Here is a 24276-nt window from a genome sequence, read left to right as displayed (position 1 = left end):
TTTCCTGCCCCCCTACTCAAGACCACGCACTGGACATGCCCTTCAAGCAACAGGCAGGTCCAAGCCAATCATCACTTCAGGCGGAATTGTCCCACCAATTGCTCAAGACTTTGTGACAAAGCCACTAAATCATCGCTCACTTGAGTTAACCGCTCGGCATCTCCAGAAGTTTGCTCCGCAATCGTGCTGATATGCTGGACCTGTCCATTGACCCGCACAGCCATTTCAGCCTGAGCTTCTGCCGCTTCGGTCATTTGCCCATTCAGCGTATCGATATGGGCCACCGCATCGACAATTTCAGATAAAGAGGTGCCAACCTGACTGACATCATCAACACTTCGGCGTGCATCTTCTTGTGCGGCCTCCATCATACTGACCGCCTCTTTAGCTTCTTGTTGGAGCTGAACGATAGTACGCTTTACTTCCTGGGTCGACTCATGAGTTCGAGTCGCCAAAGACCGCACCTCGTCGGCCACCACGGCAAAGCCACGACCCGACTCTCCTGCGCGAGCGGCTTCAATCGCTGCATTCAACGCCAATAAATTCGTTTGCTCAGCAATATCGGTGATCATTTCCAAAACATGGCCCACTTGACCACTGTAATCATCTAGCTGGCGAATCACTTGAGCCGACTGCATCACCTGCTCAGTCAGCTGTCGAATACTGGCAGAAGCCCCTTCGGTTAACGCTCGTCCAGACTGAGCTTGCTGATCCGCAGCGCTGGAAGCTTCTGTCGCATTCATTGCGCGGGCCCGAGCCTCATGCGCTGAGGCTTCAACCTCCGCCATGGCATTCGCCATTTGATCGGTTTCCCCATGTTGAACCGACACTGCGCGGCGGGTCTCTTCAGCGACATCCGCAATCTGCGTTGCAGAGGATTGCAATCGAGAGGTTTGCTCAGCGACTTGCTCGAAACTATTCGCCAATCGCTCAACCATACGATTGAAGGCCATGGCCATCAGCCCGACTTCATCGCGAGAGTGCACAGATGTCACTCTTAATGTCAGGTCCGACGTTTCATCGACTTGCCGCATTACCGTCCGCAACCGTTTAACGGGCCGAATAATCAAGCGATAAAGCAAGAAAGAGATCAAAGCCACTCCGGCCGCAAATAAGATGGCTTGAACACCACCTAGGCGCAGTAGATTTTGATTAATCTCCTGATCCACACCAGCTAAAGAGTAGCTGACCCGAATGGCCCCTAATACGGTGTCTTCTTCAACAACATGGCATGTTAGGCAATTCGTTCCCCGGTAGTCCGACATCGCCGTAACCGGTTTTACCACCGTCAACACACGCCCTTTAGGTGAGTCTTGAATAATGTTGAGCGCTTCACCTTCAAGCCCACGCTGATCCAAATCATCTATCACCTGTTCAGAGTCAGTACCTGTACCAAAGAAGCGCTTAACCGGTTCACCTCGTATCACGCGGGCACCAACGACATCCTTTTGGCTCAAAACCTTGGTACGCAACGTATCGCGATGATCCGCCAAGGTGCCAGTAATCATCATAAGATTCAGCCCATCAAGATAAGCATCAGCCGTATCATGAGCCCGCTCCCACATCATCGCCTCAGCCATGGAACGCTCGCTGCGAATCGTCAGCGTAATCGAGACAACCATCACCACTAATAAGACACCCAATAATGCCAAATTAATTTTGGTCTGGATGGAAGCGTTCATGAAACGCGGCTTCATCATTGAAAGTTCCCTCTCAGCCTTCAGCTTTGTACAGGCTTTGTGATTAATATTAGAATATCTGAGCTCCCAAGGCCTTGCTGGATACGCTGATATACTGAATCTGTACACGGAATGCATGAGGTCGACAGTGGCTATCGCCTGCACACAGATTTGTCAGCGTCCATGCGTTACAAGTAATGACAAATAACGGCATCTCAGAGCGCTAAAAGACAAGTAATTTATATTAGACTAATCAACATTACAGTCAGTAGCGCGTTATAGAGGTTGAATACCTTGTTTGTCCATGACATCTGACAAACAAATATAAATAAATGCTTAAGATCCTGGACTTATAAAATAACCGTAGCTTAGGCAAGCATAGCTACCGAATTGGCGTAAGGTAGAGCCGCACGCCAGTGCTGAACCATATCCTGAACGAATAGACTGGTATTGAAAAATCAGTATTGAAGGAAGAAGGATGGACTTAATACAAGAGTTACTGTGGCGCCTGGGGAGTTGGACTCGAGAGCATACCCAGGCGATTGCACTGGCCATCGTCGCCACCCTGCTGGTCGTGTATGGCAACGATATCAATAACTGGCTCAAAAAACGCTTACGACCCTACCCCTTACCGGTCCGGATATTAGGCTTTGTCCTGATGTGCGCTTTTGGCTATGGCGCCATGACAGTCTTTTTAACACCATACTTAGCCCAGTGGATTGGCATGATCAGCACTCAATGGCTAGCCCCTGCCGTCGCCGGCATTTTCTTGCTGATTGGCTGGCTGGCCGAAAGACGGCATCAAATCTGACCAGCACAATGAAGACAGAGGAGGCCAGTCGAAGACAAAGACTGGCCCCCAACAAAGCCTAGTCGAAGACAAAGACTAATCCGCCATGGCTTCACGGTACTGATTGTAGGCCTCGGGTGCCAGATCCTCGAAGCGAGTATATTTCCCAATAAAGGCCAAGTGTACAGAACCAATAGGTCCATTACGTTGCTTACCGATAATCACTTCGGCCAGCCCTTTATTGTCAGGATTATCCTTGTTGTAAACCTCATCGCGATAAACAAACGCAATCACATCCGCATCCTGCTCAATCGCACCCGATTCACGCAAGTCAGACATCACCGGACGTTTATTGGGGCGCTGCTCCAAAGAGCGGTTAAGCTGAGATAAGGCGACGACGGGGCAATTGAATTCTTTCGCGATGCCCTTGAGTGAGCGTGAGATTTCGGAAATCTCTGCAGTACGGTTTTCTGACAGACCCGGCACCCGCATCAACTGCAAATAATCCAACATGATCATGCCAATATCACCATGCTCCCTGGCAATACGGCGGGTACGTGAGCGCACTTCACTGGGCGATAAAGCGGGTGTGTCATCCACAAATAAAGATTTGCTCATCAGCAAATTCACCGTCGACGTAATCCTCGGCCAGTCTTCATCCTCGAGATTACCAGTACGAATACGGGTTTGATCGATACGACTTAGCGATGAAAACATTCTCAGCATCAACTGATCAGCAGGCATCTCCATCGAGAAAACCACAACAGGCTTATCACTACTGATGACCGCATGCTCAACCAGATTCATCGCAAAAGTGGTTTTCCCCATTGACGGACGTCCCGCCACAATCACCAGATCGGAGGGTTGTAGCCCAGAGGTCATATCATCCAGGTCTTTAAATCCCGTCGAAAGGCCCGTCATTCGCCCCTTCATCTCATAAAGCGAGCGGACACGTGACATGGCTTCACGGAGCAAATCCTGAGTCCCAATCGGGCCCCCTAACTTGGGGCGAGCTTCACTGATCGCAAAGACTTGACGTTCAGCTTCATTCAACAATTCATCTGACGAACGCCCTTCTGGGTGATAACAACTATCGGCGATCGTCTGTGCGGCCTCAATTAACTGCCGCCTTGCCGAACGTTCACGGACAATATCGGCATAAGCGAGGATATTGCTAGCCGCTGGCGTCACTGCAGACAGCTCAAAGAGATAATCCTCTCCTCCGACCTTCTCTAACAAACCTTCGGCCTTGAGCGCTTCAGCGAGGATCACCGGGTCAAAGGGCTCCGCCTTCCCTGCCAAACGCCCCATAACGCGATAAATCTGGCGGTGTTCAAGGCGATAGAAATCACTGTCAGTCAGCCGCTCAGATACACTATCCCAGGCGGCATTATCTAGCATCAGCCCACCCAAAACCGACTGTTCAGCTTCTAACGAGTAAGGGGACATCTTGATCTGAGCAGTATCTTGATCGACTCGACTCATGCTTGATCCTCAACTGACACGACATAACCTCACGGAAATACACACCTAAGCTTATACAAAAAACAACACGATGATAACGAATGCCAAAGCCTGCAACCGCTTACTGCTGAGTGCATTCACATCTGAATAGAGGCCATATGGGGAGTAACAGACAAAAAGAAAGGGTACGGAAAATCCGTACCCTTTGCATCATCCACGAAAGCCAATCAAACCGCATTGGTACTTCCGAAGCAACCCTTACTCGTCAGCGATAACCGCAACGTGCAGAGCGCCTTCCACTTCAGCATGGAAGTGAACCGTGATGTCGTACTCGCCGACAGCGCGCAGCGGGCCATTCGGCATACGGATTTCGCTCTTGGCAATTTCGAAGCCATTGTCAGTCAGTGCTTCAGCCAGATCACGCGGGCCGATAGAACCAAACAGTTTGCCTTCATCACCTGCACGTGCCGGGATAGTGACCACTTCGATCTCATCCATTTTGGCTTTACGTGCTTCAGCAGCCGCTTTGCGTTCAGCAGCTTGAGCCACCAATTCAGCACGACGTGCTTCAAAAGCTTTTTTGCTTTCTTCCGTTGCACGCACGGCTTTACCTTGCGGGATCAGGAAGTTACGGCCATAACCGTTTTTAACATTAACCACATCGCCCAGCTCACCCAGCTTAGCGATATTTTCCAGTAGAATGACTTGCATTATAAAACCCCTTAAATGACGTTAGGCGCGCGGTGGCGCCAATCGGTGTCGGAAATCCACCCAACTGTCCGCCATGGCGACAAGCACCAGCAGCAAACTTACTTCGGGTAAGGCAAAGATCAAAGCCACATAGATCCCACCTAACCAAAAACTACTCCAACCTCTGAGCATGAAAATGCCATGAATCACAGATAAACCAGCAATCAGGAAAGGCCCCATGAGTACCGGCAATAATGGCAAGAGCCACATTTGCTGAGAAGCCAAAAAGCCAAGCACAATCGCAGCGACCACACTCCAACGCGGCAGCTGTAATCGGCGAAACTCTTGTCCAAAAGCTTCGGCAGGGCCATATAGTGCAGACTGAAGCCAACGCGCCAGAAATAGGCTTAGACAGGTCATCACCCATTGCACGGCCGAAATCACACCATTCAATAGTGCACTCACCTGGACTTTCACCTGACCAATCGCACTGGCATCCAGCCCTAAAGAAGATTGCAGAGACTGGAAATCAACGAGTCGACTCATCAGAAACTGTTCTGCGTCTGGAGGCAACCAAGTCACACTCAGCGCGACGCCAATCAAAACTCCTGCACCAGCCAGCAAAGCCAATGACAATTGATAACCACTAAAGAGCATCAATGCCATCAACCCGACAGTGACTTGGCCAACCACCACTCCAGGGCTTCCCCCTGTCACCCAGTAATAAATACCGGGCAGCAGGGTCCACAGCATAATCATCAGCCCTTCTTTCGGCCCCATTCTCAGGCTCACCAGCGCCACTAATGCAGCAGCCAACCAACCTAAGAAAGGAACTGCCGCGGCAATAGTGGCAACCGAGGTCGCGCGGACCCGGCTTTGCATGATATTAGCGGCAAGGGCTCTCATTGGAGACAATCGGATTACTGATGACCGTCAGTGTACGGCAACAGCGCCAGATAACGAGCGCGCTTGATGGCAGTAGCCAGCTGACGCTGATAACGGGCTTTAGTCCCAGTGATACGACTCGGGACAATTTTACCGCTTTCAGTGATATAACCTTTCAGGATATCCAGATCTTTATAGTCGATCTGTTTGATTCCTTCAGCGGTGAAACGGCAAAACTTACGACGACGGAAAAAACGAGCCATTTTAAACTCCTACTTAGTCTGTGCGTGAAAAGAATCAGGAAGCCGCTTTTTCAGCCTGACGTTCAGTCTGGCGTGCTTCATTGGCTTTCATTGGAGAAGCAGCAGTGACCGCTTCTTTCATGCGCACAACCAAGTTACGAATAACCGCATCGTTGTAGCGGAAAATGTCGCTCAGTTCTTTCATGGTGTCATCGTTACATTCGATGTTCATCAGCACATAGTGTGCTTTCACCAGCTTGTTGATCGGGTAAGCCAAGTGGCGACGACCCCAATCTTCCATACGGTGAATCTGACCACCATTTTCCTGAATCAGCGTAGTGTAACGCTCGATCATGGCCGGGACCTGTTCACTCTGGTCCGGGTGCACCATGAATACCACTTCATAATGACGCATATTACAGCTCCTTACGGTTTTAACAGCTTCCGATGATGCGTAAACACCGAAAGCAAGGAGAATGGCTGTTACTTGTCACGACTTACATCACAAGCACAACCCCAAAAAATCCACACGATAAGGGGACACGCCCAATATCTTGTCGGTACGTTTGCTGTCACTCACAATTTACAGAGCCCCACAAACGTAGCCGCAGAATTCTACGCGTCAGCGCTTGACCTGGCAAGCTATTCGCTGGCGCACCACCTCGTAAAGACACACACCGGCAGCCACCGAGACGTTTAAGCTAGAAACCTCTCCAGCCATAGGCAACTTAATCAGCTCATCACAATGCTCTCGGGTCAGGCGACGCATACCTTTGCCTTCAGCCCCCATCACCATGACTAACGGTCGATTCAAGTCGACCTCATAGACCAACTGGTCAGCCTCTCCGGCAGTCCCCACCACCCACATCCCTTGATCGGCGAGTTGGCGCAACGTTCGAGCTAAATTGGTCACGGCAATAACAGGCAAGGCTTCAGCGGCGCCACATGCCACTTTACGTACAGTCGCATTGAGTGGCGCCGCCTTATCTTTGGGGACCACGATAGCATCAACCCCGGCGGCATCAGCCGAACGTAAGCAAGCCCCAAAATTATGCGGGTCAGTCACACCATCCAACACCAGCAGCAAGGGCATTCGACCTTCACGCGCAACCTCAGCCAAGCGCTGGTCCAATGCCTGCTCATTACCTGCCTCCAATGGGCGACACAAAGCCACAACGCCTTGGTGAACACCCTCAATACCCGCATCTAGAGTCTCTTTGTCGCAGACATGACAAGCAATGCCCGCATCTTGAGCCAGACGCAATACGGTCTGCATGCGTTCATCTTCACGACCTTTTTGCACCAATAATTGGCGCACCTGCTCGGGATGCCGCGCCAACAAGGTAGTCACCGCATGCAAACCAAAGACCAAAGATTCGTGAGCCCAGCCAGGGCGATTTCCCTGACGACCACTGGATGCATGAGAACGGCGTGGAGCTCCAGAAGCTCTCGGGCTTTTGGTGTTCGGCTGAGCCGCTGCTCGGCGTGGCGCTTTTTTCGACTTCATTCAGGCTTTATTCCCATTTCAATACAAGTACAACGTCAATCAAGGAAACGCTTTGAGCACACTCATGGCACTTCATGCAGCGCGTCAGCATGAAATGACAGACCCATGAGCCCTAAAACGTCATGACGTCTTTTTCGCTTTCGCTCGCTGCTTCATCCGTTCTTTACGTCCAGGGCGCTTTTTCTTGGCCTTGGGCTTTTCTTTAACGGTCGAAGGCTCAGCACCTAATGGCGCCGCCCCAGCAGATTTGGTCGAGGCTCCGGCTTTACTTTTTTTGCGCGGTGTTGTTTTTCGCGGATCAGTCTTACGCTGCCCAGATTTTCCACGGCCCGACTTTTTGGCTTCAGGAGCCGGTGCAGTCGAACGACTCGCACCACGGCGACGAGGTTTGCGACTTGAACGTGGCCAAGCCTCTGGATCAGCCAACTCAAAGTCGATATTACGCTCATCCAAATCGACCCGCGCGACAACGACATCTAAACCATCCCCCAGGCGATAACTGCGCCCAGAACGCTCACCTTTCAGACGCTGTTTCTCGGGCTCAAAGTGATAATAATCCTGCGGCAAAGAGCTGATATGCACGAGCCCTTCGACATAAATATCATTCAAGCGCACAAAGAGGCCAAAACCAACAACAGATGCGACCGTTCCTGGGAATTGTTCGCCTAAATATCCCGATAGGTACTCGCACTTAAGCCAATCAGTGACATCACGCACTGCATCATCAGCACGACGCTCAGTCATCGAACAATGCTCACCGAGTACCAACATTCGTTCAAAACTATAAGGCGCCCACTCACTCAGCGGCTGCAGCGTGGCATCATCAGCCCGCAACACGTGGTTAGAGGGCTCGCCAGAGCGGATATAACCACGAATCGCCCGGTGCACCAATAAATCAGGGTAACGACGGATCGGCGATGTAAAGTGAGCATAAGCTTGGTAGGCCAGACCAAAGTGGCCTTCATTATGCGGCGTATACACGGCTTGCTGCATCGAGCGGAGCATCATGGTCTGGATCACATTTTTATCCGGTCGCTCTTCGATCTGAGCCGCCAATGCTAAATAATCCCCTGGCGTGGGCTCATCGCCCCCCCCCAACGTGAGACCGAGCTCTGCTAGAAAGCTCTTCAATTTCTGTAATCGATCGGCACTAGGCCCTTCATGCACCCGATACAAACCTGGCAACTTATGCTTAGCCAAGAAGCGAGCGGTTGCGACATTAGCGCACAACATACATTCTTCGATGAGCTTATGGGCATCATTACGCTCAACCGGCACAATCCGGTCAATTTTACGATCCTCACCAAAAACAATACGCGTTTCCACCGTATCGAAATCAATCGCACCACGCTCAGTACGGGCCTGCCGTAGCACTTGATACAATGCATGCAGGTGGTGAATAGGCTTAACTAAATGACCAAACTGTTGCGTGAATGCCTGTCCAGCTTCACTGTCTGGATCGTCCAAAAAGGCCCCGACCTGGGTGTATGTTAAGCGTGCTTTGGAACGCATCACGCCTTCATAAAACCGGTATCGAGTCAGACGCCCCTGGGCACTGATGTTCATTTCACACACCATGCACAGACGATCCACTTGTGGGTTCAGTGAGCACAAGCCATTCGATAGCACTTCGGGCAACATGGGCACTACACGCCCAGGAAAATACACCGAGTTACCCCGTTGAAAGGCCTCTTGATCAAGCGGCTCATCATGACGGACATAGTGTGAGACATCCGCAATAGCGACATAGAGCTTCCAACTACCCGACTTCTGCTTTTGACAATAGACCGCGTCATCAAAATCTTTGGCATCTTCACCATCAATCGTAACAAGCGGTAAGTCGCGGAGGTCCACTCGTCCGGCCAGATCCGCGGCCTGAACTTCTGGTGCAATCTGAGCCACGGCGGCCTCAACCGCTTCCGGCCACTGATGCGGAATTTCATGAGCACGCAGCGCAATATCGATTTCCATCCCTGCGGCCATAAAGGCCCCCATCACCTCAACGACTTCACCGACAGGGGATTGGCGACGGCCTGGGTGCTCAATAATACGCGCCTCAACCACATCACCTTCGCGAGCGCCGCCCAACTTATCTGCCGGAATAAGCAGCTCATGTTGCTGACGTGCATTCTCTGGCGTCACCATTGCGAACCCACCGGACTGAAAGCGTAAACGCCCAACCACCGAAGTTAGCGCACGCTCCAAGACTTCGACGATCACGCCTTCAGAACGACCACGCTGGTCCACACCGGCATCACGCACCAGCACCACATCACCACTCCAGACCTTACGCATCTGTCGGGCATGCAAGTAAAGATCAGAGCGGCCATCTTCTGGAATCAAGAACCCATAACCATCTTTATGGGCCTGAACCCGCCCTTTGATCAGGTCAAGTTTATTCAGCAGCGCATAAGCTTTGCGCCGATTGGAAAATAATTGAGCATCACGCTCCATCGCAATCAAACGACGGCGTAGCGCTTCAATGGCATTGTCATCCGTCAAACCGAAAGCTCTGATCAACTGATCGTGAGTCAACGGCTTACCCGAAGCTTCTAGACATTGCAGGATATATTCACGGCTCGGGACCGGACTGTCGTATTTATCTGCCTCACGGGCAGCATAAGGATCTTGGCTTAAAGGCCAGGAAGCACTCATCTAGGCACATCCATTATTAATCTGTAACCCACCCGCATTAATGACCGGTTTAGGGCCTCGTAGGGTGCAGGTAGGTTTAATATGAAAAGAAAACAAGTCAAAAGCAGCAGGGCACTTCACGCCAGGCGGGAAAGAAGGACTCAGTGGGAGGAATCGAACTAACGCATATGGAGCTAACACAGATGTAAAAAGCCACTCTGCCTGTACGTGCAAGCAGGACGTTGAGATCACGTCATCGCTGAACTGAATGAACATATGAGCGATTGTAGCCTAAGCTGATAGCGTCTTGACAGCTTTATTCATAGCGAAGCCATAATCCCTTTATCTTTTCTAAAAAAATACTTGCACATCGGAAATTTACCCGTAGAATACGCGGCCAGATGTAACCAAGAGCCCAGGTGGCGGAATTGGTAGACGCGCTAGCTTCAGGTGTTAGTGACCTTACGGTCGTGGAGGTTCAAGTCCTCTCCTGGGCACCATCTTGTTACATCCAAGCCAGTTGAGACGTATTCCTGCCCAGGTGGCGGAATTGGTAGACGCGCTAGCTTCAGGTGTTAGTGGCCTTACGGTCGTGGAGGTTCAAGTCCTCTCCTGGGCACCATCAGCGAATACGGATCAAGCAGTAGGCTCATGCCCAGGTGGCGGAATTGGTAGACGCGCTAGCTTCAGGTGTTAGTGACCTTACGGTCGTGGAGGTTCAAGTCCTCTCCTGGGCACCATCCAAGATATTTCTTCTCTTTGTTGACATCCTCTCTACACAATCTTTAATCACTGTAGCGATACGTGATCCTTCTTGTTGATTTGATTGACCTTCCCACCCCGTACTGACCAAACGACATGCACTGATCAAACGACATGTATTGATCAAAAGCACTGTATTCAGCACCGCCTTTATTCAACGCCACAGATTCAACGCCACGGTGCAGGCCAATTTTAACGGGAAAATCGCCCCTTAATCTGACTCCACTGCTCAGGGTGCCAACCCTCTAAGCTGTCACTCGCTTCCAGTGTACGCGCCATATCTGGCGGCAATTCAGGAAAAAAATCCAGCCCAACCCGTGCTTCGATATCATCAATAGACACATGATAGCGTGCCAACGGCGCTTGGCCATTCACATCCTGCGGCACAATAAACGCAAGCGCTTTCATACCTTCCAGGCCGGGCCCACGCCCTGGCACGAGAAAGATTTTAAAAAAGGCATCGGGAATTTCAACCCGCCAGCCACTCCCTAGGCACTCCCCCATGCGGTGAAGCGTGAAATGCTCAACCATGACATTGAGATCACATTGATGCTGAATCGGTAGCCGTTGTGGTTGATCATCAAAAATAGGGCCAGTGATCACCCAAAGCTCCCCCTGCATCGGTGCCAACCGATCAATCGCCACCTCTTCCAATCGTTGCCACCATTGCCGATTCAAATCAGGCTTTTGAGGCGCGATGTTGGTCATGGTGAAGGTGGATACTTGGGCCTCACGTCCATAAAGCGACGCAATCGCATAATTCGGCGCCATATGACCACGATCATAGCCTGAATGGCTATAGGCCTCATGCGTGACAGGGACCAGTGCCCGCCAATCAGAAGCAAATCGAGAGGGCCTCGCACCAATGCCTGAATGATTATCGGAGACTGGCGTCAGTTGATAAATGGCCCATAAAGGCAGGCCCCGAATATCAGAGTATCCCACCATAAAGCCGGGGTTACGTAAAACACGATGCCACTGGCGCCAGTCTTTCCAGTCCGTCATTGCAGGCAGACCGGCGAAAGACTGCTGTTCTCGCCAGCGCGTTTCTTGCCAATAGCCTAGGGAGCCGAAGAGCACCGCCAAAGCCCACACCATGAGACGCCGTCGCCCCCAAAAAAGTGCACGTAAAGCAGGACGTACGATTTTCATGTCCAACAGGTTCCAGTACTCATACCCAGCTCATAAACGGCCATATCAAGCTCAAGGTATCTGGCCGTACCCCATAAACCATGCCCATCAATATCTTCAAAGGCATCAAAGCCCGACGGAAAACATAGTTTCCAGATCATGTTTTGAATGCACTTGTAAGGCATTTAAGGTTTCTGTCTCGATAATACCTTCCAGCATGTTAATACGCTCAGTCACCAGATTGGCTAAATGCTCAAAATCTGCCACGCGCGCAATCGCCACCAGGTCGTAACGCCCACACACTGAATATACTTCACTAATCCCCTCTAGCTCAGCTAAGCGTTCCGCTGTCTGGCGCACAGTGTTGGGAGAAGTATTAATTAATACAATCGCGTTTAACATAAGACACTCCAGTTCCATTCCTATAAAAGCCATTCCACACAACGGTCACTTTAAACGGTTAATTCGATGTCTATCAGTCGCTATTCATTTCAAGCACACCACCTTTGACCGACCCAACCCATATTGTACCGGAGAACACTTGACGTGCCGCCATCACCGCGCCATCGTATTCAGGAATCATAGATAAAGCTACCGTTTGTAGAGCCCAGTGAATGGGGTTGCTCGCTTTTAACAGAGATAAACGTTTAACCATCCAGGCGTTTGATGGGTAACAAGTCGCGATAAACAAACGTCAACACACCCTCAGTGCATATAGCATGATCAAAGGGTTCGACCATATAGGCCATGGCCAGATGTTGCTCAAGCGTGTACAGATACTCAGCGGATTGATCGCCCAAACATTGATGCTATTGATTGCCTTGTGCGCAGCGATGGGCGTCAAAGCCGACCCCTTGGCTGGCGATATCGCCCTGCCTGAAAGCCTGGCTCAATTACGTGCAGCCATTTTACGTCATCATCCTGAGGCTCAAGTCGGGATACACACGCTACTGCGACAAGGTCGGCAAGAACCCATTCTTCTAATCCGCCTTCCCAATACGACGGATGATACCGCATTCAGATTGGTCAACAGTACAGAATTTATGGCGCGAGATTTGCCTACTGAAGCGCGGATTCAATTGATTTTCAATGCTCAACACTTAGGCTTGCCTGGCGAAACACTCACTGTTGATATTTCATCACTGGTGCCGGAATTTATTGCAGAACAGTACCTCCCCCTCATGCTTGAGCACCCTCATTTAGCCATGGCACTGCCTCATATTCGCAGAACGCTGCCAGCGACTGCGGATATATTGCTAGGGCAAGGCTGGTTGGCTCACGATAGCGGCCAATTAATGGTGGATGCTTTCGGTCAGCGCAAGGGCCTATTACCGCCAAGCCCTTTAATGCTCAAAGCCACGACTTACTTGGAGGTGTTAATGGGGAATGGCCATCACTTGCGCTTTTACCCTACGACAGACGGCATCCGAAAGGTCAGTGTTGATGCAAAAGGCCAAGAACACCTAGAGGCCACTATGACGACAGATCAGTTACTGAGCTGGCATCAAAGTGAGCCTTAAATTGCAAATGCGTCGTCGAAGTGGGTGACTCATCCTCAATCATCACCGCTAACACTCACCTCAAACACTCACCTCAACCATCACCTCAAACATTCACCTTTACACTGCCCCCCTAACAACATCTTCTCTCCAACACGCCCCATAGCGGGATTGTCCATATTCGGCAAACCCTCAATCCAAGCAGGCATCAAGCGATCGCTTGACTTAGGTTAAGGCACTTCTTTTCCAATTAAGGTCTAATGTTTAAGACGGTACATCCTCAAATCAAAAGAAGGATGGCCACACTAGACCTGACTCGTAATAAGAAACCTAACGATAAGACGTGATGATGAGGACCTAAGATGGCTAATCAACAAAGACGCCGACTACTGAAGGCAGGCTTATTCGGGCTAGCAGCACTTCCATTTGGCATGGGTGCCATGACACGCCAAGCCTTTGCAGCCGATCTACCCATGCTGCCCGAAGACAACCCCCAAGCCAAAGCACTGCACTATAAGCATGATGCCACTCAAGTGAACCACCCGAAATACCAAGAAGGGCAGGCTTGCCATAACTGCATGTTCTTTAAACCTGGCAACAATGGTTGTGCTCTCTTCCCAGCTAACTCCGTCAACCCAGACGGTTGGTGTCAGTCCTGGACCAAAAAACCAGGCTAAGGCATGCGTTATAGCAGATAATGAGTCACATCAAACGCCCGGCATCAGCCGGGCGTTTTCGTAATCTTTCAGGGATATCATCATCGAAGCCAGCGATAGGGATAGGCTCCCAGTCGTTCAGACAACAACCATTCAGATAAATAGCGGCGTTTTAACGCCCCAGGTTGTGATTAGGCCGCATCAGACACATCCGGCCATTTCATTTTCGCGATACAGTGATCGCCTTCCCAAGTTTCTAACACAATAGGAAACCCCCACAACGCATGAAGATGGCGCAAAACTTCTGTGGCTTCCCGGTCTAGTCCCCGTCGACTTTGCCGTTGATGACGCAAAGTCAACGAACGACCACCACGTAAATCGGTATCCCAAATCTGAATGTCCGGCTCTTTCAAACTGAGGCTATATTGTTGGGCGAGGGCATTACGAATGTAGTGGTACCCCTGGTCATCATGAATCGCAGTAACCTCCAGTTCACTTTGTTGGTCATCATCCAACATGGAGAACAAATGGAATTCTCGCATCAAATGAGGTGAAAGAAACTGCTGAATAAAGGAATCATCTTTAAAATTCTGCATGGCAAAATGTAGTGTATCCAGCCAATCACTACCGGCAATATCAGGAAACCAGAGACGATCTTCTTCAGTCGGGTCTTCACAGATGCGTTTCAAGTCCGTAAACATCGCAAACCCTAAGGCATACGGATTAATGCCATTGTATCCTGGATGGTCATAAGGCAGCTGATGCACAACCGAGGTATGCGACTGCAAAAACTCCATAATAAAACCATCGGTGACGAGACCCTCATCGTAGAGCCGATTCATCAGCGTATAGTGCCAGAATGTCGCCCAGCCCTCGTTCATCACCTGCGTTTGACGTTGAGGGTAAAAATACTGGGCAATCTTACGCACAATCCGGACCACTTCTCGCTGCCAGGGCTCAAGCAAAGGCGCGTGTTTTTCAACAAAATAGAGCAGATTTTCCTGCGGTTCTAACGGAAAGCGAGCCATTGCTTGATCCGCATTAGCTTCCAGCGAGGTGGGCACGGTTCGCCACAGATCATTCACCTGTTGCTGTAGGAGCGCTTCTCGCTCCTGCTGACGCTCACGCTCTTCATGGGCAGATAAGGGACGAGGCCGCTTATATCGATCCACACCATGGCTCTGTAACGCATGGCAAGCATCCAATAAGCGCTCAACTTCATCGACACCATGACGCTCTTCGCACTCGGTGATGTACTGCCGGGCAAATACGAGGTAATCAATGATGCCTTCAGCATCCGTCCATGTTTTAAATAAGTAATTGTTCTTAAAGAATGAATTGTGACCATAACAGGCATGAGCAATCACTAGCGCCTGCATGGTGATCGTATTTTCTTCCATTAAATACGCAATACAGGGATTAGAGTTGATCACCAGCTCATAAGCCAGCCCCATTTGGCCACGCCGATACGCCTGCTCAACAGACATAAAATGCTTACCAAAAGACCAGTGGTGATAACCCACAGGCATCCCGATTGCAGCATAAGCGTCCATCATCTGCTCACTGGAGATGACCTCGATCTGATTCGGATAGGTGTCTAACCGATACTCAGCCGCTAACCGTCCAATGGCTTGGTCATACGCCTGTAGCAGCTCAAAATTCCACTCACTGCCGGTTGATATAGGTTGACGTTGTGTCATACCCACCTCCCTTCAGACTCAGGCTGTGGTTTTTTTAAACAGATCACGGAAGACTGGAAAAATATCACCAGCTTCTACGATCTGTCGCATCGCAAAACGCTCGGGAAAACGGGATTGAACCGTTTCATAGGCCTCCCATAAAGCCTGATGCGCGTGCGGCGTGATTTCCACATAAGCGTAATAGCGTGATTTGGGCAGCAACTTTTGGGTCAGCCACTGGACACAGACGTCAGAGTCATCATCCCAGTTATCACCATCAGAAGCCTGCGCCAAATAAATATTCCATTGGGCTGGAGGATAACGTGCCTCAATAATATTAGAGGCCATTTTCAGTGCACTGGACACAATCGTGCCCCCCGTTTCACGGGAATAAAAAAACTCTTCTTCATCCACTTCGCGGGCACTGGTGTGGTGACGAATAAAGACTAAATCGACCTTGTCGTAATTGCGTTCAAGGAAAAGGTACAACAACAGGAAAAACCGTTTCGCAATATCCTTGTGCTGCTCAGTCATCGAGCCAGAAACATCCATGATGCACACCATGACCGCTTTGGTTGATGGCACAGGCTCATGTTTTAAATGTCGATAACGCAAATCTTCTGTATCGAGAAAAGGCACCTTCTTCAAGCGTTGGCGTAGTTGCTCAATGGTCGATTCCAGTGCCGCCAGCTGCTGGGTATCCTGCAATCCGGCAGGCTGAGCCAGCAATGCATCTCGCTCGGCCTCACAGGCTTTCAGTTCACGGCGCACGCTAGCCCCCATGGCAAGACGACGCGCATAAGCTGAGCGCATAGAGCGCACGACATGTAAGCGAGAGGGCGTCCCTTCACGGACGATACCGCCATGAATAGGGCGTGTTTCTTCGGCCGACCCTAAGTCATTTTTGACGAGATTCGGAAGCTCCAGACCTTCGAACAAGAACTCCATAAACTCATCACGGGTCAACGAAAAGACAAATTCATCCATTCCTTCGCCGTCAGGGCTCGCTTGCCCCTGGCCCCCTGAACCACTCCCTCCACCTTGTGGTCGAGCGATACGATCCCCTTGGTGAAACGCTTTGTTGCCTGGCAAAACACCTTCACGCCGACCACTTTGTGAGTGATGGAATGTCGGCTCATGAATATCCCGAGTTGGAATACTGACCTCTTCCCCACGCTCCATATCCGTAATTGAGCGCTTACGCACTGCCTGATCCACCGATTTACGAATATGGTCGCGATAACGTCGCAGAAAGCGCTGGCGGTTCACCGCACTTTTGTTGCGACCATTGGGTCGACGATCAATAAAATAGCTCATGCTCACCTCCCTGCCACTACTGCAGAACACACTTCTGCAGCACAGGGCCTGCGGTCACTCCGTGACCTCACCACAGGCCTCCCTGCCCACTTAGCAGGCGAAATTTACTGGGACTTACGCACACGCAAATACCATTCAGATAAGAGCCGTACCTGTTTTTCGGTATAGCCCCGATCTTTCATACGGGCGACAAAGTCTTCGTGTTTTTGCTGATCATTAGCTGATGCTTTGGCATTAAAGGAAATGACAGGCAGTAGCTCTTCGGTATTGGCAAACATCTTATGCTCAATCACTCGTTTGAGTTTTTCATAGCTCTGCCAGCTGGGATTGTTACCGTTATTTTGCGCGCGAGCACGAAGGACAAAATTCACCACTTCATGGCGGAAGTCTTTCGGATTAGAAATACCGGCCGGCTTTTCAATTTTTTCCAGCTCCTCATTCAGCGCACCACGATCGAACATCTCGCCGGTTTCGGGGTCACGGTATTCTTGATCCTGAATCCAGAAGTCAGCATAAGTCACATAGCGATCGAAAATATTCTGACCATACTCGCTGTAAGACTCGAGATAGGCGGTTTGGATTTCCTTACCGATAAAGTCCACATAACGAGGTGCCAACCATTCTTTTAAATAACGCAGGTAACGTTCACGGGTTTCATCAGGGAATTGCTCTTGCTCAATCTGCTGCTCCAATACATACAAGAGATGCACAGGGTTGGCAGCAACTTCAGTGCTATCAAAGTTAAAAACTTTAGACAGGATTTTGAAAGCAAAGCGCGTCGACAAACCATCCATGCCTTCGTTAACGCCCGCAGCATCACGATATTCTTGAATCGACTTGGCTTTCGGGTCGGTATCTTTGAGGTTTTCACCATCATAGATCCGTATCTTGGAGTAAACGCTTGAGTTTTCAGGCTCTTTGAGCCGTGAGAGCACACTGAACTGGCCTAGCATACGCAGCGTATCTGGCGCGCAAGGGGCTTGATTTAAAGAAGAGTTTTCCAGCAACTTATCGTAAATTTTGACCTCTTCGGTCACCCGCAGACAATAAGGCACTTTGACGATATAGATGCGATCAAGAAAAGCCTCATTATTTTTATTATTACGAAACGCCTGCCATTCAGACTCATTGGAGTGCGCCATAATAATGCCATCAAAAGGAATCGCGCCAAGCCCTTCAGTGGGGTTGTAGTTGCCCTCTTGAGTCGCTGTCAGCAAAGGGTGCAGTACTTTGATCGGCGCCTTGAACATCTCGACAAACTCCAGCATCCCCTGGTTGGCATGACATAAGCCACCAGAAAAGCTGTAAGCATCTGGATCATCCTGGGCATAGTGTTCCAGCTGTCGAATATCCACCTTGCCCACCAGTGATGAAATATCCTGGTTGTTTTCATCCCCCGGTTCGGTTTTCGCGACCCCGACCTGATTTAATCGCGAAGGATAAAGCTTCACGACACGAAACTGACTGATGTCACCGCCATACTCTTTAAGGCGTTTACTTGCCCAAGGCGAGAGAATAGACCTCAGATAACGTCGTGGAATGCCGTACTCTTGCTCCAACAGCTCTCCATCTTCGTCATCATCAAATAGCCCCAATGGGGATTCAAAGACCGGCGATCCCTTAATCGCATAAAAGGGTACTTGCTCGATTAAGGCCTTGAGGCGTTCAGCCAGTGAGGACTTACCGCCCCCTACAGGCCCAAGCAAATACAAAATCTGTTTCCGCTCTTCCAACCCCTGAGCGGCATGGCGAAAGTAAGACACGATCTTCTCGATCGCCTCTTCCATGCCATAAAACTCGGCAAAGGCAGGATAACGACGAATGACTCGGTTCATAAAAATACGCGATAAACGCGTATCCTTTGAGGTATCGATCACCTCAGGTTCACCAATCGCCATTAGCATTCGTTCTGCAGCACTGGCATATGTCGTACTATCTTCTCGGCAGAGTCTTAAATACTCCTGCAGACTCATTTCCTCCTGCTGGGTTCGCTCAAAGCGACTCTGGACATGATCAAAAATGCTCATGAACAACCTCCTGCCGTTTAGGCCCGCAAAACCTCAAAAGATGTTTCATGCCTGTTAGCATAGACAAGATAAGCCATCTGCAAGGTTCCATTGATACAGGATTTTTCATCAAGTCTCTTGCGAGATGACACATGCAGGATCCACACCAAACTGGGCAGAAAAAAGATGAACTGGGCTGTTTTTTTGGCCACGACGGCCATCGCATTTTGCTTTCTTAGCGTCACACTATGGCTCTTGTGGCGAACCAATGGCGGGGGCTTACGTGCATCGCCTGAACGCTTGTTAGACTTGCTCAAGGCAGCCGAGCAAGGTCAGGTTGATGCCGCGCAATGGGCGGTCACGCTGGCTTTACGCTTCCATGACCCAGACATTGAGGCCATACGTGAGCAACTGCTCATCATCGAGCAAATGCACCAAATTGGAGAGCGTGCAGGCCAACTCAAATTTAATCAGGCGGGGTGCCAAGCCTTGGCACATCAACGCAAAAAAATGGAGCTTTGGCAGTACCACCAGGTACAGAAAAGTGGCATTTTCCGTCCCTGATAGCGCCTATGGCTTTAGACTAAAAGATAACGGGAAATCACAATGATGACGAGAAGCCTCAATAATGACGAGAAGCCTCAATAATGACGAGAAGCCTCAATAATGACGAGAAGCCTCAATAATGACGTAAGGTCTCAATGTAAGCGGCGCAAGCGGCCGGGCGTGAGTCCGAACTGACGCCGGAAAGCATGAGTCAGTGCGCTCTGACTAGAAAAACCAACTTGTTCTGCAATATCGGGCAGAGATAACCGTGTTTCCAAAAGTAACGACCGCGCACGTTTTAGGCGCGCATCCAGCAAATACTGGTAAGGCGTCATCCCTGTGGCATCACGGAAAAGCTCATGGAAATGCCCAGGACTGACATAAGCGATCTCTGCCAATCGCGCCACCGGTAACGGCTCATTCAAATGTAATTGGATATAAGCCTCAATCGCTGCCAGATCTAGCTTGCCTCGAACAGGCGTCTTCACCGCCAGTTGATCAGCATGCAGGTGCTTATACAGCGTCGCCAATAACCCTGTCGCCACCCCTTCAGCCGCTTCAGGAAACAAGTTCCACATTGAGGCTTCACGCTGAATATAGGCTAATAACAGACGCAAACTGGCATCGGCTTCAAAATAGAGCGGCCGTTCAAACAAACGCTGTAATTCGGTGCTGATATCAAGGCTGGGCATATCGATCACCATGTGGTCGTTATCGCCAATGCCTTCATAAAAATGCACTTCACTGGCAGGCACTAAACAACCATGCAAGGCGTCCACTCGGCCGCCCCGCCCAGCAATCTCAAATTCGGCTTGACCGCGCACCGCAATGACGAGCTGATGATGCTCGTGATCATGGTGCAAACAGTTATTTGGTAAAGGGTATGTTTGAATGCGGGTATTCATTGCCAAACCAGCCCCCGACAGCCGCACGCTGACATTAAGATGTAATGAGACACATTATCTTGCCCTAACTAGAATTCAAGCAATTTATGCGCCAGCTTGCGTTTAACTCAGACTTTAGACCAATAAACGCTAGATCAAAGCGTCACACTCCGAGGATTAAACAAAAAATCCTGAGCTTTAAGCAAGACGTAATCACCTCATGTTCATCAAAATCGATAAGACGTCCGGTCATATGACCCGCACGTCTATTGTGTCACGCAGCTATTCGAATGGGCGTCGTCATAGGGGCCAAAGGTTTCTGCAAAGGCGATTTCAATAAGACGATTTCAAGTAAAACAGCGCCTTAAAAACAGCGTCAATCAAAAGAGACCGTTTCGAGAAAACCGAACACAACAGATCGGACTCAACGTATTCGAACAAAACATGCCTATGATGATTGCCAAAGGCACCGTTTCAAAGGGCCCGCATAGACAATCGATTCGTTAGCGCCAGACAACTTCGGAGAAAACAATGTCAAAAGACATGCCTATGCTTAGCGCCGAGCAAATGCTCGACCCGACGCGTGTCGAGCTACCTGTTAATACGCTGGCGACTGTGCTCAGCGAACATTATATCGTGGATGAAGATCAGTATCTGAGCGAGTTAGTGAAAGCGCTGGATCATCATCATGACGATATCAAGCGCATTGGAGAGAAAACAGCGGCGCTGATTCGCGACATCCGAGCCCAGGATAATGCTGTTGATGGTATCGATAAGTTATTACAACAGTACAGCCTAGATACCCAGGAAGGGGTCATCCTGATGTGTCTGGCAGAGGCATTGTTACGTATTCCTGATAGCTACACCGCCGATGCGCTGATCGAAAACAAGCTATCAGTCGCTGATTGGAAAAGCCACATGGGCCAAAGCGATTCACTATTCGTGAATGCTTCAACCTGGGGCTTATTGATGACGGGAAAAGTCGTCAGCATGGACAAGACGGCTGAAGGCAAACCCGCCAACATCATTAACCGTATGGTCAACCGCTTGGGTGAACCGGTCATTCGCAGCGCTATGGCGCAAGCAATGAAAATCATGGGCCACCAGTTTGTGCTAGGACGCACCATCGAGGAAGCGCTCAAAAATGGTAAGAGCCAGTTCCAGAAAGGCTATACCTATTCCTTCGATATGCTGGGCGAAGCGGCACGCACCATGAAAGATGCTGATCGCTATTTCAAAGATTACTGTGATGCCATTGATGAAGTAGGTAAAGCCCGTAATGGTGTCGCCAAAGGGGCACCCGCACCCTCCGTATCGATCAAACTCTCGGCCCTTCACCCACGCTACGAACGCAGTCATCGCGAGCGGGTGTTGACCGAACTGGTCGAACGAGTTCGCCAATTGGTTGAGCGCGCCAGAGCACTGGATGTGGCACTCACGATTGATGCGGAAGAGGTCGATCGTCTTGAATTGTCTTTAGAGTTATTTGAGCAGGTCCTGAAAAGCAAAACCTGCCAGGGCTGGGGGAAATTTGGCCTCGTGGTACAGGCCTACTCAAAACGTGCCTTACCGGCGCTCCAATTGATCAACCGTTTAGCACTAGAAGCTGGCGATGAAATTCCAGTTCGCTTGGTCAAAGGGGCTTATTGGGACACCGAAATTAAACTGACCCAGGTATTAGGGGTTGAGGCTTACCCGGTCTTTACGCGCAAGGCGAATACCGACTTATCCTACCTTGCGTGTGCTCGTTACCTGCTGTCAGAAGCGACTGAGGGTCGTATTTTCCCTCAGTTTGCCACCCATAATGCCCACACCTTGATGAGCATTATTGATATCGCGGGCCAGCGTCCATTTGAATTCCAGCGCTTGCACGGCATGGGTGAAGCCCTTTACGACACCGCCTTAAAGCAGTCACCACAAGGGACCTACTGCCGTATTTATGCGCCCTGTGGCGCGCATAAAGACCTTCTGCCCTACCTAGTGCGCCGCCTATTGGAGAACGGGGCTAATAGCTCCTTTGTGCATCAGCTGGTCGACCCTCGCGTCCCAGTTGAGGCGCTGTGTGATCATCCCTTATCGCGCATTGAAGGCAAAACGACATTCGCGAACCCCCATATTCCTCTGCCACCGGATATGTACGGCGAAGGACGCAAGAACTCACGAGGTGTTAACTTGACTATTAACAGCCAGCTCGAACCCCTGCTCGAAAAAGTCCGTCACTACGACTCACAGCAGTGGACAGGCGGTCCCATGGTCGCCAACAAGCTCGAAGCCGATCCAGCGTTGAAACAAACGGTCGTGAGCCCGTTTGACCACCGTCAGACAGTCGGTACGGTTCAATGGGCCAACGCGGCACAAACACAAGCCGCTTTGGATGCAGCCGTTGACGCCTTCCCGGGCTGGAATGCGACGGATGTCAGTGAACGGGCCGCTATTGTGCGCAAAATCGGCGACCTGTTAGAAGAGCACATGCCGGAACTGATGGCCCTGTGTTGTCGAGAAGCGGGTAAGCAGCTCTCCGATGGTGTCGCTGAAGTTCGCGAAGCCGTTGACTTCTGCCGCTATTATGCGAATCGAGCCGAGCAGCTGTTCGGTCAGACTGAAACGCTGCCCGGGCCGACAGGTGAATCCAACGAGTTGTATCTGACCGGTCGCGGACCTTTCGTAGCGATCAGCCCCTGGAACTTCCCCGTCGCCATTTTTATGGGTCAAATCATGGCCGCCGTGGTCTCGGGTAACACCGTGGTCGCCAAACCCGCAGAGCAAACCTCGCTGGTCGCCTGTCGCTGTGTCGAACTGATGTATCAAGCAGGCTTACCGAAAGCGGTGCTTCAACTCCTGCCAGGCGACGGCCCCACTGTCGGTCAAGTCCTCACTGCAGATTCTCGCGTGACGGGCGTCGCTTTCACCGGCTCAACAGAAACAGCGCAGGTCATCAACCGAGCACTGGCAGCACGCGACAACGCACCGCTGGCCGCGCTGGTCGCGGAAACCGGTGGCCAAAACGCGATGATCGTGGATTCAACCGCACTGCCAGAGCAAGTGGTGGCTGATGTAGTGGAATCCTCCTTTACCAGCGCCGGTCAGCGTTGTTCAGCACTGCGAGTGCTGTTCTTGCAAGAAGATATTGCTGACAAGGTCATCGAGATTTTGGCTGGCGCCATGCAGGAACTTGAGCTGGGCGATCCTCGCGAACTGACTACTGATGTCGGCCCTGTTATTGATGCCGATGCGAAAGCAGGTCTGCTAGCCCATGTCGAGAAATTCCGTGCCAAGGGCCGTATTATCGCTGAAGGTAAACTACCGGCAGGTGCTGAGCATGGTCACTTTGTCGTACCGGTCGCGATCGCACTGGATGACATGAATGAACTGGAGCGCGAACAGTTTGGCCCGATTCTGCACATCGTACGCTGGAAGGCGACTGAGCTGGATACGGTAATCAACAAAATCAATGCCGCCGGCTATGGCTTAACGATGGGTATTCACAGCCGTAATGAAGGCTTTGCAGAAGAAATTGATCGCAAAGTGCGCATTGGCAACGTTTATGTTAACCGTAATATCATCGGGGCCGTGGTCGGGGTTCAACCTTTTGGCGGCATGGGCTTATCCGGGACAGGTCCTAAAGCAGGCGGACCTCATTACCTGCTACGCTTTGCAACAGAAAGAACGCGTACCATCAATACTGCAGCCGTTGGGGGGAATGCCTCATTGTTGGCTCAAGGAGATGAGTAACTGCGGATCAGCCAACAAATAAAAGCTTAACCATTTGATTCAAAATCAAATTTATGGAGAAAATTGCCATGGACGGCACGTCTGAGCAGCCACCACAGACTCAGGCACAGTAAAGCCGCTTTCTGTATTCAGATCGATCATTGGCGCTCTTGTGGGTGCCCGATAGTCGTCGC

At 50.6% G+C, this 24276-nt stretch carries 19 protein-coding genes and 3 tRNA genes; 8 read left to right on the top strand and 14 right to left on the bottom strand.

Annotation, left to right across the window (positions count from 1 at the left end; all coding sequences use genetic code 11):
• Positions 1-71: 71 nt before the first annotated feature.
• Complete coding sequence (locus BFW38_RS01905; protein WP_068996867.1) at positions 72-1700, bottom strand: methyl-accepting chemotaxis protein; 1629 nt, start codon at positions 1698-1700, stop codon at positions 72-74.
• Positions 1701-2157: 457 nt separating this feature from the next.
• Here BFW38_RS01905 and BFW38_RS01900 point away from each other — a divergent pair, with 457 nt between their 5' ends.
• Positions 2158-2490: a DUF3392 domain-containing protein gene (locus tag BFW38_RS01900; protein ID WP_068996866.1), complete on the top strand. Its 333-nt coding sequence runs from the start codon at positions 2158-2160 to the stop codon at positions 2488-2490.
• A 75-nt stretch (positions 2491-2565) separates the two neighbouring features.
• On the opposite strand, the gene dnaB is transcribed toward BFW38_RS01900, so the two are convergent.
• From dnaB to rnr, 7 genes are all read right to left on the bottom strand, one after another.
• Positions 2566-3954, bottom strand: a complete 1389-nt coding sequence (gene dnaB / locus BFW38_RS01895; RefSeq protein WP_068996865.1) for a replicative DNA helicase — start codon at positions 3952-3954, stop codon at positions 2566-2568.
• Positions 3955-4191: 237 nt separating this feature from the next.
• Positions 4192-4644: a 50S ribosomal protein L9 gene (gene rplI, locus BFW38_RS01890; RefSeq protein ID WP_068996864.1), complete on the bottom strand. Its 453-nt coding sequence runs from the start codon at positions 4642-4644 to the stop codon at positions 4192-4194.
• A 21-nt stretch (positions 4645-4665) separates the two neighbouring features.
• Positions 4666-5505, bottom strand: coding sequence for a YybS family protein (locus BFW38_RS01885; RefSeq protein ID WP_068996863.1), 840 nt, complete (start codon positions 5503-5505; stop codon positions 4666-4668).
• Between the two features lie 38 nt (positions 5506-5543).
• A complete protein-coding gene (rpsR, locus tag BFW38_RS01880; protein ID WP_068996862.1) occupies positions 5544-5771 on the bottom strand; it encodes a 30S ribosomal protein S18 in 228 nt (75 codons plus the stop codon).
• Between the two features lie 34 nt (positions 5772-5805).
• A complete protein-coding gene (rpsF, locus tag BFW38_RS01875; RefSeq protein ID WP_068996861.1) occupies positions 5806-6165 on the bottom strand; it encodes a 30S ribosomal protein S6 in 360 nt (119 codons plus the stop codon).
• A 207-nt stretch (positions 6166-6372) separates the two neighbouring features.
• A complete protein-coding gene (rlmB, locus tag BFW38_RS01870) occupies positions 6373-7257 on the bottom strand; it encodes a 23S rRNA (guanosine(2251)-2'-O)-methyltransferase RlmB (protein WP_084004387.1) in 885 nt (294 codons plus the stop codon).
• Positions 7258-7377: 120 nt separating this feature from the next.
• Entirely contained in the window at positions 7378-9912 is a 2535-nt protein-coding gene (gene rnr, locus BFW38_RS01865; protein ID WP_068996860.1) for a ribonuclease R, read from the bottom strand.
• 392 nt (positions 9913-10304) lie between these two features.
• Between rnr and BFW38_RS01860 the strand changes: the two genes are divergently transcribed.
• From BFW38_RS01860 to BFW38_RS01850, 3 genes are all read left to right on the top strand, one after another.
• A tRNA-Leu gene (locus tag BFW38_RS01860) sits at positions 10305-10391 on the top strand.
• Positions 10392-10426: 35 nt separating this feature from the next.
• Positions 10427-10513: transfer RNA gene (locus BFW38_RS01855), tRNA-Leu, on the top strand.
• Between the two features lie 31 nt (positions 10514-10544).
• Positions 10545-10631: transfer RNA gene (locus tag BFW38_RS01850), tRNA-Leu, on the top strand.
• A 214-nt stretch (positions 10632-10845) separates the two neighbouring features.
• Here BFW38_RS01850 and BFW38_RS01845 read toward each other — a convergent pair.
• Together BFW38_RS01845 and BFW38_RS01840 are read right to left on the bottom strand one after the other, a co-directional pair.
• The gene (locus BFW38_RS01845; protein WP_068996859.1) at positions 10846-11805 is read right to left on the bottom strand and encodes a DNA/RNA non-specific endonuclease; all 960 of its coding nucleotides are present in this window, start codon (positions 11803-11805) and stop codon (positions 10846-10848) included.
• 105 nt (positions 11806-11910) lie between these two features.
• Positions 11911-12186, bottom strand: a complete 276-nt coding sequence (locus BFW38_RS01840; protein ID WP_068996858.1) for an Lrp/AsnC family transcriptional regulator — start codon at positions 12184-12186, stop codon at positions 11911-11913.
• Positions 12187-12503: 317 nt separating this feature from the next.
• Here BFW38_RS01840 and BFW38_RS01830 point away from each other — a divergent pair, with 317 nt between their 5' ends.
• Both BFW38_RS01830 and BFW38_RS01825 read left to right on the top strand, forming a co-directional pair.
• Positions 12504-13304 carry a hypothetical protein gene (locus tag BFW38_RS01830; protein WP_139116538.1) on the top strand — a complete coding sequence of 267 codons (801 nt, stop codon included), beginning with the start codon at positions 12504-12506 and terminating at the stop codon, positions 13302-13304.
• A 341-nt stretch (positions 13305-13645) separates the two neighbouring features.
• Positions 13646-13960 carry a high-potential iron-sulfur protein gene (locus tag BFW38_RS01825; RefSeq protein WP_068996855.1) on the top strand — a complete coding sequence of 105 codons (315 nt, stop codon included), beginning with the start codon at positions 13646-13648 and terminating at the stop codon, positions 13958-13960.
• 170 nt (positions 13961-14130) lie between these two features.
• Here BFW38_RS01825 and BFW38_RS01820 read toward each other — a convergent pair whose 3' ends face one another.
• From BFW38_RS01820 to BFW38_RS01810, 3 genes are all read right to left on the bottom strand, one after another.
• Positions 14131-15639: a SpoVR family protein gene (locus BFW38_RS01820; protein ID WP_068996854.1), complete on the bottom strand. Its 1509-nt coding sequence runs from the start codon at positions 15637-15639 to the stop codon at positions 14131-14133.
• Between the two features lie 18 nt (positions 15640-15657).
• A complete protein-coding gene (locus BFW38_RS01815; protein WP_068996853.1) occupies positions 15658-16935 on the bottom strand; it encodes a YeaH/YhbH family protein in 1278 nt (425 codons plus the stop codon).
• Positions 16936-17039: 104 nt separating this feature from the next.
• Positions 17040-18962 carry a PrkA family serine protein kinase gene (locus BFW38_RS01810; RefSeq protein WP_068996852.1) on the bottom strand — a complete coding sequence of 641 codons (1923 nt, stop codon included), beginning with the start codon at positions 18960-18962 and terminating at the stop codon, positions 17040-17042.
• A gap of 165 nt (positions 18963-19127) precedes the next feature.
• Between BFW38_RS01810 and BFW38_RS01805 the strand changes: the two genes are divergently transcribed.
• Positions 19128-19505 carry a hypothetical protein gene (locus BFW38_RS01805; RefSeq protein WP_068996851.1) on the top strand — a complete coding sequence of 126 codons (378 nt, stop codon included), beginning with the start codon at positions 19128-19130 and terminating at the stop codon, positions 19503-19505.
• Between the two features lie 134 nt (positions 19506-19639).
• Here BFW38_RS01805 and BFW38_RS01800 read toward each other — a convergent pair whose 3' ends face one another.
• Entirely contained in the window at positions 19640-20392 is a 753-nt protein-coding gene (locus BFW38_RS01800; protein WP_084004386.1) for an AraC family transcriptional regulator, read from the bottom strand.
• Positions 20393-20920: 528 nt separating this feature from the next.
• On the opposite strand from BFW38_RS01800, the gene putA reads away from it, so the two are divergent.
• Complete coding sequence (gene putA / locus BFW38_RS01795; protein ID WP_068996850.1) at positions 20921-24103, top strand: bifunctional proline dehydrogenase/L-glutamate gamma-semialdehyde dehydrogenase PutA; 3183 nt, start codon at positions 20921-20923, stop codon at positions 24101-24103.
• Positions 24104-24276 lie beyond the last annotated feature (173 nt).

Source organism: Terasakiispira papahanaumokuakeensis, assembly GCF_001709345.1.
GTDB lineage: Bacteria > Pseudomonadota > Gammaproteobacteria > Pseudomonadales > Halomonadaceae > Terasakiispira > Terasakiispira papahanaumokuakeensis.
Note: the sequence above shows the minus strand (reverse complement) of the source record. Positions and strands in the feature narration are given on the sequence as shown.